Below are 11,074 nucleotides of genomic sequence, written 5' to 3' on the forward strand. Positions count from 1 at the left end.
CAACCCACCCGACCATCCAGAGGAGGACGCTCAGTAAATACCGCGCAACGGTGCCTCATTCAGGTTGACAGGTTCCGGGAGCCCGCTCTTCGAGAGCAATACATCAAGGAAGCGGGTCTGATACCTCGAGGATTGCTCTCTGCGGAATCACGCGTCCTCGCTGCAATGGAACTGGTTGCACATCGCCGACACCCACACCTTGAGTGGTTAATGAGCCATGCTCACTATTTGCTTCGAGAAGGGGAGAGACTAATTCGCGTGATTGGAGACCCCGCGACGCAGGCTGCTTTTGACGCGCGCCGCCACCACAACCGTACAGGCGGATGGCACGTTGTTCCAGCGATCTCGATGGCGTTGGCATTAGGTGCGCGGCATGCCTCACGGGGTCATGAGCAAGCCACGAGGTGGATGATTCGCGAGCAACGGCATTGGGCAGACCTCGCCACGGTAGTCCCTCAACTTGTGACCATAGACCTGATCATTGCTGAGCTCGTTGTGGGCCGAAGGGCCGATAAAGAAGAAACGGAATCGGAATGAGAACAAGCATCGACGCTGTATCAACGTCGAAGGAAATCAAGGCGACGTACCGCCGCTATCTCTCGTCTTTGTTGTCAGTTCGCGATCCCAAAATCGATGCTGCACTGCGAAAAGCGATTGACAGCACCGACATGCTGGACAGAGGTCCGTATCTCGAAGCGACACCGCCATACGCGCCCGGTAAGTCATTGCGAGAGCTAATGGCGGAAGGCGTTCTCTCCCAAAGATTTGCTGATCTGGAGAGCGAAGCGCTGCCCATGGGTCGCCCGCTTTATGTGCATCAGGAGCAATCGATCAGAAAGGCTGCGGCAGGGCGGAACATCGTCGTGGCCAGCGGAACCGGCTCCGGTAAGACGGAATCGTTCTTGATACCAATCCTTGACAGTCTCATACGTGAGCGCGATCACGGAGACCTCGGCCCCGGCGTGCGAGCGTTGCTCTTATACCCCATGAACGCCTTGGCTAACGATCAGATGAAGAGGCTTCGACAGCTGCTGGCGGGTTACCCGGACATAACTTTCGGGCGCTACACCGGGGAGACTGAATCGGATCCGATCAAAGCCCGAGAAGCGTTCGTAGAGTTGAACATCGGCGAGGCGATGCTGCCTAATGAAATCTTGAGTCGGCAAGAGATGCGGGAGCGTCCACCGCACCTCCTGTTGACCAACTACGCGATGCTCGAGTACCTATTGCTGCGACCTCTCGACATGGAACTGTTCGCGACGGGAGAGGAATCGAAATGGCGTTTCATCGTGGTCGACGAAGCACACGTTTACGACGGAACCCAGGGCGCCGAAATCGCGATGCTATTGAGGCGGGTTCGCGACCGGGTTGCGCCTCGTCACGCTATCCAGTGCATCGCAACTTCCGCGACGGTCGGTGGCGATAGCGATCCCTCGGCCGTAACAAGATTCGCATCCAATTTGTTCGGCCAACCCTTCGACTGGATCGAAGACGACCCGACGAGGCAGGACGTCGTCATGGCGTTGCGCGTCGAAACTCCACCAGGCCCTTACTGGGGGCCGCTAGCCGCCGCTGACTATCAAGCGCTCGCAAATGCGGCTGACCCTGACTCCGCGGTGCTTGAGGCCGCTTCCAAAGCGGGGTGGTCAGGCGTGGGCGGCGCAGAAGTGACTGCAGCTACAGCTCTTTCACACGAGAAGTCACTTACAGTGATGCGCTCGATGTTGGCTAAGGGGCCGCAAACATTCACTGCTGTTGCATCCGCAACCTTTGACGAATCTGCTGACGCGGCAGCTGGCCTAGGCGCCATGGTGGATCTCGCGAGTTCATTGCGGGAACCTGACGGAACCACGCCAATGTCGGCTCGCTATCACCTGTTCTTGCGAGCGACGGAGGGCGCCTTTACATGCTTGGCCCCGCGGGGCCCGCATGTTCATTTGGCGCGGCACGAAGTGTGTCCAGACTGCGAAGCCCCGGTATTCGAGATCGGCTCCTGCAAGCGTTGCGGTGCTGTGCACGTCTACGGCACGCCAACGCCAGAAGGTGGCGTTATTCGCCTGCGGCCGCGCAAAGCCGGCAGCAAAGGTATCTGGCTGGTTCTGGGTGACCACGACGGTCTCGACGACGAAGACGAACTCGCTGTCGTCGACGACGGCGGCGACGTCTCGGGTGACCAGGCGAAGCTGTGCTCGAATTGTGGTGCTCTCGCGCATCCCGGTGAGCAGTCATGCGGTGCGTGCCGCGCCTCAGATTTGCGCTCGGTTCGCAAGCTTAAGCAACGAGGTGAGGAGATCGCTGGGTGCCTGGTCTGCGGGGCGCGAGGGGCGGCGACTGTTCGCATGTTCGAGACCGGATCTGACGCCAGCGGTGCCGTCATAACGACTGCCCTCTACCAAAACCTCCCCGTTGCGGCCGATCCACATGTCGCGCTGGCACCGGGTGAGGGACGAAAACTGCTGGCATTTAGTGATAGTCGGCAATCGGCTGCTTACTTCGCTCCCTATCTCGAAGACTCTTACACGAAGTTGCAACGCCGTCGGCTTATATCTCAGGGCATGCTGGCGGCGCACGCGGACGAAGAAGCGGCGGCGATCGATGACATCGTGTTCAAGACCCGGTCGAAAGCGGCTGCCGTCAAACACTTCCCGGCCCGGATGACCGCGCAACAGTCCGCAAGGATTGTTGCTCCATGGGTGATGGCTGAGGTCCTGGCGACCGATGATCGCCAGTCTCTGGAGGGCTTAGGACTGATTAGCATCGCGCTTTACCGCGACCCTCGGTGGCGGGCACCAGGTCCGCTTCTGCAGCTGGGGCTTTCAGAAGACGAAGCATGGGCCTTCCTCCAGGAGCTGATGCGCACTCTCCGTCAGCAGGGTGCGGTGACGATGCCGGAGGATGTGCCGCCAAATGATGAGATCTTTGCGCCCCGATTAGGGCCCATCCGAGCACGCTTGTCAGGGCCGCAGGCTATCCGAAAAGTTCTGTCGTGGTTGCCAGGCCGGGGGACCAACCGTCGAGTCGATTACACCCGCCGGGTGCTTGGCGCGCTTGGTCGTGAGATCGATGCGGAGGCGATGCTGAGAGGCATTTGGGAGTTCTTGACGCGGCCGGAGACTCCGGTGGATTGGCTTAAAAGCTCCACGGAGTCCGGCTTAGGTCAGGTCTATCAAATCGATCACGAGAGCCTGAGGCTGACTTGGGTGAATCCCGAAGCACCGGTCTATCAGTGCAGAATCTGTCGACGTGTGACGTCTTTCTCCATACGAGGAGTGTGTCCAGCGTTGGGATGCGAAGGTTCACTCGAACAGTTCGTGCCGCCAACCGAACAGGATCGCGATCACTATCGAACTCTGTACCGATCGATGAATGCGGTTCCTATGGCGACCAAAGAACATACGGCGCAATGGGTTAGCACCGAGGCGGCGGCTATACAGCACCAGTTCGTTCGCGGCGAGATCAACGCCTTATCATGCTCAACCACGTTCGAACTTGGAGTCGACGTGGGTGAATTACAGGCGGTCATGCTGCGGAACATGCCACCGAGCACAGCCAACTACCTACAGCGCGCCGGACGAGCAGGGCGGCGTTCTGGCGCGGCTGCTCTCGTCGTGACGTATGCAATGCGACGCTCTCACGATCTCACCCGGTTCAACGAGCCCGAGGTAATGATCGCCGGACAGGTGCGCGCGCCGTATGTGCCATTGACGAATGTGCGGATCGACCGCCGGCACGCGCAATCGGTCGCTATGGCCGCGTTTTTCCGATGGCTGTTCGAAACGACAGGCCGCATTGACCGGCGGGCGGGGGAGTTCTTCCTGCACCAGGATGGCAATGAACCATCGGTGAGCCTCTTCAGCGGCTTCCTGACTCCGGTGCCGTCAGAGATCACCGAAGCGCTTGCGCGTATCCTTCCACCCGACGTCGCCGCGGAGCTGGATCTTGAAAGCGGCGATTGGGCAAACCTGCTTGTTGAGCTGCTGGAACGTGTGCGTAAAGAGTTAGATGACCAGGTCAACACAATGCGCGAGTTGGAGCAGAAAGCGTCGACCGAAGGCAAGCATTCGTTGGCTCAGCGCTACCAGCGTGTTGGGAAGACATTACGCGAGCGGGACTTGCTTGGTTTCCTCGCGAATCGAAACATCCTGCCCAAATATGGATTTCCCGTCGACTCCGTCGAACTACGCACCAACTTCGGCACTGGCAAATCAAAAGGTGGGCTGCTCGACCTCAGCCGAGACCTATCCCAGGCGATCTATGAATACGCGCCCGACGCAGAACTTGTTGCAGGAGGCAATCTTTGGGTCTCACGCGGAATATATCGACTTCCGGGCCGCGATCTACTCGAGTACTCCTATCACGTGTGTAAGCGCTGTGGGGGCTTTCGCTGCGGCATTGAGTCCGCAGAAGAGAAATGTCAGTACTGCGGTGAGGTTGCCCAGAGCGCACCGCGGCGACTCACGATTCCCGAGTTCGGCTTTGTCGCCGGGCCCGATCCAAGCAAGCCCGGGCCGCGCCCACCCAGGCGGACATGGAGCGGAGACGTACATGTCCTTTCGCAGCCGCCAGAGGTGCGTTCTTACAACAAACAACTGCGGGGCGGTTCAGTTGTCGTCACCGCGGGGCCGCGTGGACAACTCATCGCCGTGGCCGACGGGCCTAACAAGATGGGCTTCTGGATTTGCGACTGGTGCGGGCACGGTTCGCAGAGGATCAAAAGCCCCCAGAAGCCACCGAAGCACAATCACCTGCTCAAGAATCAGCCCTGCTCCGGGCCGCAGCGATTACTCGATCTGGCACATTCGTACGAAACGGACCTCCTCTCAATCGATGTCGATATTGTCGGGATCCGCCCAACGCACTCGGCGTGGCTGTCTGCGATGTACGCCATCGTTGAGGCCGCATCGGAGACCCTGGAGATAGCTCGCGAGGACATCGGAGGTTCGCTGACGCCCGCCGGCGCGGACCGCTGGTCGATCACGCTGTTCGACGCCGTGCCGGGCGGCGCCGGACACGTGCTGCAAGTCGAGCAGAACCTCGAAGGTGTTTTGCGTGCTGCGTTGAAAAGGGCGAGCGAGTGCGAGTGCGGCCCGGAAACCTCTTGCTACGGATGTTTGCGTAGTTACCAAAACCAGCGGGATCACGACTACCTCGCGCGTGGAGCCGCGGAACAGGTACTTCGCCGCCTGGTCGACAACGAAGGTCTGGTGGACGCTCAGATGACGGAGTCGGAGGTTCCTGATTCATTACCCGCAGACTGGGGCCAGGCGTACCTGTCAGCTGTGGGTTCCGAACGTGAGGTAGTCGTGGCACTCGCCAAAGCGGGCGTGGTGCGACCGGAACTCGGCTATGAAAGCGCAGGTGGCATACCGATCTCCATTGCTTGGCCTGATCGGTTTATTGCCTGCGCGTTCGGATTGGAGTCGGCCGACTGCGCGCAGCTTGAAGCCGAGGGATGGAAGGTGCTCTCGCTGGAGGAAGTGTCGGCTCACTTGGTGGCTGCTGGCGGTCGATCGTGAGCGACGGACGGACGCGCCGGCAATCATTTATTGCGGTATCCGCATCGGAGGCGGCTGACGCGGCTAATGTTTTTGTTCAGCAACGCTTTGGGGGTGTTTTCGACGATCACCGGTTGGGCGCGCAGTGCCTAGGTACAGATTCCGCTGGTCGAACCTGCCCGCACCTCTTGTCAAAGAGCTCTGCGATGGGGTTTTCGTTGATGCCCGAGGGCTCGATGCATGCGAGGTCCTCCAGAGCGCATATGGCGCGCGGCCAAGAGACAACTTCGTCGCGGAGGCATGGGATCTCCTGCGCGAAAAATGGCTTTACCACGACAAGCCATCGAGAGACCGAGTGGTCGAGACATTGCGCGAACTGCGACGCGAAGACGGTCGGATTACGAACCGCCGAGCGCAGATGGAATATCTGCGGGAGCTTAGAAACGCCAAGACGCTGCGATCGGTCGTGCTGCAGGCGTTCATCGAGTTTGCTGAAGCAGAACGCAACGAGCACGAAGCGCACATCACAGGCGAGCCTCCACCGCGACCCCCAAGGCCCCCTCAGCCACCCAAGCCCGATCCGCCAACCCAACTTCCCGGAGATGACGTGTCGACTGCCGTCGAAGAGAACCCCGTAGAACTTAATGTCGCCCCTGGCTCCATCGTCGTCGTACGCGACGAGGAATGGCTGGTCACGTCGGCCGAGCAGGGCGCCGACGGATGGCTAGTCCGAGTGCGTGGGCTATCCGAGCTAGTCGCGGAAACGACCGCCGCGTTCTACTCCAGCCTCGACAAAATCGAGGTACAGGACCCGAGCAAGGCCAAGGTGGTCCCCGACGGCTCCTCGGGCTACCGCGACTCCCGTCTCTGGCTCGAAGCATTGATGCGCAAAACACCAGTGCCATACGGTGATCAGACGCTCACGGTATCGACTCACATGCTCGCCGACGCGCTGGCCTACCAGCAGGCCGCCGTCACCAAGGCGCTGGATCCACAGCACATCCGTCCACGAATCTTGATTGCCGACGCAGTAGGCCTTGGCAAGACGCTGGAAATCGGCATGATCTTGTCGGAGTTGGTACGCCGCGGCCGCGGGGAACGCATCCTCGTCGTGACACCGAAGCACGTGCTGGAGCAGATGCAGCACGAGCTTTGGTGCCGCTTCGCGCTGCCATTCGTCCGGCTCGACTCGATGGGCATTCAGAAAGTACGCCAAAAGCTGCCTGCCACCCGCAACCCATTCACCTACTTCAAGCGCGCCATCATCTCGATCGACACGCTGAAAAGTCCGAGATATAAGGCGCATCTGGAACGCCAGCAGTGGGACGCCGTCGTCATCGACGAGTCGCACAACCTCACAAACGCGGGCACCCTGAACAATGAATTGGCGCGCATCCTTGCCCCGAACGCCGAGGCGCTGATCCTGGCCTCGGCTACCCCACACAACGGCAAGCAGGAGTCCTTCGCCGAATTGCTGCGACTACTAGACCCGACGGTCGTACACGCCGACGGCACCTTCACCAAACAAGATGTCGAGTCGCTGCTTATTCGTCGCCATAGGCACAGTCCCGATGTTGCGGCCGAGGTCGGCAGCGACTGGGCTGAGCGCGCCGAACCTGTGCATCTGCTCGTGAAACCGTCACCAGCGGAGGATGCGGTCGCCGCGGAGTTGTCGCGGGTCTGGCTGCACCCCGAAGGTAAACCCTCGCCGTACTCCGGTGAAACCAAGGCGCTGTTCCCTTGGACACTGGCGAAGGCATTCCTGTCGTCACCAGCCGCGCTCGCAGAGTCGATCAAGCAGCGACGCTCCAAGCTCGATAACTCCGATGCAAAGCAGCGCGTCGAGCTAACGGCCTTGAACACGTTGAACGAGCTGAACTCCGCCGCGCTGGACGAGCAGGCGGGCAAGTTCGCAGCTCTGGTCAAGCGGCTCAAGGACATCGGCGTCGGAAAGGGATCGGCGACCCGGGCCGTGGTTTTCGCGGAGCGTGTCGCGACGCTGACTTGGCTGCGAGATCACTTGCCGAAAGCCGTCGGCCTGACCGCCGACAACGTAGCGATGTTGCACGGCGGGCTGTCGGACGTCGAGCAGCAGGAGATCGTTGACGACTTCAAGTTGGAAACCTCGCCGATCCGAGTGCTGGTGACAGGCGATGTCGCTTCCGAGGGCGTCAACCTGCATGCGCAGTGTCATCACCTCATCCACTACGACATCCCATGGAGTCTGATCCGCATCGAGCAGCGAAATGGACGCATCGACCGTTACGGGCAGAAGGACCCGCCGGTTATTTCGTCGCTGATTCTCGAACCGTCTGATACCGAGTTCTCCGGTGACCTGCGCGTGCTCTCAAAGCTCTTGGAGCGCGAAAACGAAGCGCATTCGACGCTAGGCGACGTGGCCTCGCTGATGGGCGAGCACAGCGTCACCGGAGAGGAGAATGCGATTCGCGACGTACTCGCCAAAGGCCTTGACCTCGACGCGGTTGTGCACACAGCCGAGGAGGTCGCTGGCGGCGAGGACCTCGATGCCTTCTTCGCGCAGTTCGACACCGGCGACGACGGAACTGCGCCGCTGCCCGCGACGCCGCGCCAGAGCCTCTATCCCAACGACTTGACCTTTCTTGACGAGGCTCTGCACGCGGCCTTCCACGACACTCCACACGCCTCACTCGAACAGGGTGGGATTGGCTGGACGGTCAGCGTGCCGCACGGCATCGCCGAGCTTGCCCCACCGCGCGATTTGCGTCAGCGCCTGGCGCAGCTGCCGCAGAACTACCTGCAGCACGGCCGGGTGTTAGAGAAGCTGAAACTCGCCACCAACACTGCAGTCGGTAACGCCCAGCTTCGTGCGGCGCGAGAAGGTAAGGGCGTCAACGGCACCACGTGGCCGGAGGCGCACTATCTCGGTCCGCTGCACCCGGTGCTGGACTGGGCGAGCGATCGTGCGTTGACGGCGCTAGGCCGCAATCAGGTGTTCGTAATCCGCGGCGAGGTCGACGCGCCGACGGTGCTATTGATGGGGACATTGACGAACAAACGCGGACAATTGATTTCGCGGGTGTTCTCGACAGCCGTTTTCCCGAACCCAGCCAATCCCGACTTCTGTTTGGTTGAAACACTCGAGGACCTCGACTTCCTCACCGAGCAGACGGCGCTGCGACCCGGCTCGTCGAACCCAGGCCCGATCGCTGATCCTGATCGCTACCAGGCCTTCATCCCGATCGCAGTCGCGCATGCCCGGCGCGAGATGCGTTGGGTGCTCGACGCCCAAGAGGCTGCCACCACGCAACGGCTCGTCCACTGGCGGCAGCGAGCGGAACGCTGGCATGCCGACGCCGGCACGCTGGACCTGCGCGGCGCGCAGCTCTCCCGCATCGGACGCCTCGGTCAACGCATCGACGAGGAGCAACGTCTCGCCGAGCTGTTAGCACCAACTCAACAGCTTGTACGCCCGCTGCTCGTTGTCGTGGCCGCGGATACCCCCGTCGCCGGAAAGGACATCTGAACCATGCCGTCCTACGATTCCATCGTCGTCGGCGAAGATTGGATCAGCGAGCACTACTTCACCACCGACTCGCCACGAGAGTCGTTTCAGGGCAAGGTAATCGAGCTGCGCAAGCAGTGGGACGCCGAGGCTGCCGCGGGCAGGGATACCGTGCGACGTCGGCTGCTCGCTGTGGCCGGTGAGCTGCAGATGGTGCTCTCGACGCTGGCCGAAAACCCTGACGGGGCTGCAGCGGCGCACAGCCTGATCCGTACCGCGCTCGGATTTCCAGAGCCACTCGTTGACTACACCGGCCAACGCGCGGGCACCGAACTGCGCCTTCCGTCAGCGCAACTCACGGGGGTAACCAGCACGCTGTTCCTGCAGGCGGCGCCCGTCGAGACGATCGACGACCTCCTCGATCCTGAAACCGGCCTGCTGCTCCACCCAGGTGAGGAGGACAATAAGCCCATCGCCTCGGTTTCAAAGGCGGTGTCCGCGGCGTTCCGCGCCGACGAGCCACCCGCCTTCGTTGTGGTGCAGGCCGGCCAGTGGGTACTGCTGGCTGAGGCGCAACGCTGGGCCGAAGGGCGGTACCTGGCGGTCGATCTGCTGGTGGTCACGGAGCGTCGTGAGGAGAAGCGTGGTGGCGAACTCGACCGCGCTGCAGCTATTCTCGGCCGCCAAGCCCTCGTGCCCGACGCCGATGGCAACATCTGGTGGACCGGTGTCCTCGAGGACTCGGTCAAGCACACGGTGGGAGTGTCGAAGGATCTACGCGAAGGCATCCGGCTGTCTATCGAGATCGTTGCCAATGATGTGGTGCGGCGCCGGGCCGCGAAGAATCTGCCGCTGGATCAGATCAACGCCCAGCAATTGGCCAAGCACGCGCTGCGCTTCCTGTACCGAATCCTGTTCCTGCTTTACGCCGAAGCGTTGCCGGAGTTGCGCGTGCTGCCATCGGGGGCACCCGAGTACGGCGAAGGTTACGGCCTGGACCGGCTGCGCGAACTCACCTTGACCGAACTGGTCTCGCCGACGGCCAAGGCGGGAACCCATCTGTACCAATCGTTGGCGACACTGTTCCGACTCGTCGATACGGGCCACACACCGCTTACGCCGGAGGCAGGCCGCCGGGCCGATGATCCGGCGCCAGGTCTGGAATTCAACGCCCTGCGCGCCGACCTCTTCAGCCTGCAGGCTACTGCGCTCATCGATGAGGTAGGGCTCAGCAATGAGGCCACCCAACGAGTGCTGGAACACTTGCTGCTATCTAAGGAATCGAAGGGCCGCAAGGGATCCGACCGTGGTTTCATCTCCTATGCCGAGCTCGGCATCAACCAACTCGGCGCGGTATACGAGGGGCTCATGTCTTACACGGGCTTCTTCGCCGAAGAGGATCTCTACGAGGTCGCCAAGAACGGTGACCCAGAGAAGGGATCGTGGGTGGTCCCCGTAACACGCGCCGACCACCTGTCGGAGTCAGACTTCGTGACGACACTGAATGAAGCGACAGGCGAGCGGATCCCGGTCGTTCACGCGAAGGGCACCTTCGTCTTCCGACTTGCAGGTCGCGAGCGTCAGCAATCGGCGTCCTATTACACGCCCGAGGTGTTGACGAAATTCGTCGTCTCCCAGGCGCTCGAGGAATTGCTCGACCAGAACGGGGAGCGCACTACCCCTGAACAGATCTTGAAACTCACAATCTGCGAGCCGGCGCTGGGGTCCGGGGCGTTTGCCATTGAGGCAGTGCGCCAACTTGCCGCCGAGTACCTCAAGCGCCAGCAGGAAGACCATGCTGAGGTGATCGACGCCGACAGGTATCAGGAGGAACTGCAGAAGGTGAAGGCGTACATCGCCCTTCACGAGGTGTACGGGGTCGACCTCAACGCAACAGCGGTAGAACTGGCCGAGATCTCGCTCTGGCTCGACACCATGGTCGCCGGGTTGCAGGCCCCTTGGTTCGGTCTACACCTGCGCCGCGGCAACTCGCTGATCGGAGCACGGCGCTCCGTCTACCCTCTCTGCCAACCTGGGTTGAGGCACCCGCCCCCTGACAATTAGTGACCCGAGGGCGGGGATGGAGAGACTCCCC

3 protein-coding genes are annotated in these 11,074 nt (G+C 61.3%); all 3 read left to right on the plus strand.

Annotated elements, in window-relative coordinates; translation table 11 throughout:
• Positions 1-533: 533 nt before the first annotated feature.
• Positions 534-5,516: a DEAD/DEAH box helicase gene (locus AO501_RS06815; protein WP_055577006.1), complete on the plus strand. Its 4,983-nt coding sequence runs from the start codon at positions 534-536 to the stop codon at positions 5,514-5,516.
• Positions 5,517-5,850: 334 nt separating this feature from the next.
• A complete protein-coding gene (locus tag AO501_RS06820) occupies positions 5,851-9,000 on the plus strand; it encodes a helicase-related protein (protein WP_231752367.1) in 3,150 nt (1,049 codons plus the stop codon).
• A gap of 3 nt (positions 9,001-9,003) precedes the next feature.
• Entirely contained in the window at positions 9,004-11,043 is a 2,040-nt protein-coding gene (locus AO501_RS06825; protein WP_231752368.1) for a DNA methyltransferase, read from the plus strand.
• Positions 11,044-11,074 lie beyond the last annotated feature (31 nt).

This window comes from Mycobacterium gordonae (genome assembly GCF_001417955.2).
Lineage (GTDB): Bacteria > Actinomycetota > Actinomycetes > Mycobacteriales > Mycobacteriaceae > Mycobacterium > Mycobacterium gordonae_B.

Coding starts and splice junctions, on each gene's coding strand:
- AO501_RS06815 (WP_055577006.1), top strand. CDS start 534: ATGAGAACAAGCATCGACGCTGTATCAACGTCGAAGGAAATCAAGGCG.
- AO501_RS06825 (WP_231752368.1), top strand. CDS start 9,004: ATGCCGTCCTACGATTCCATCGTCGTCGGCGAAGATTGGATCAGCGAG.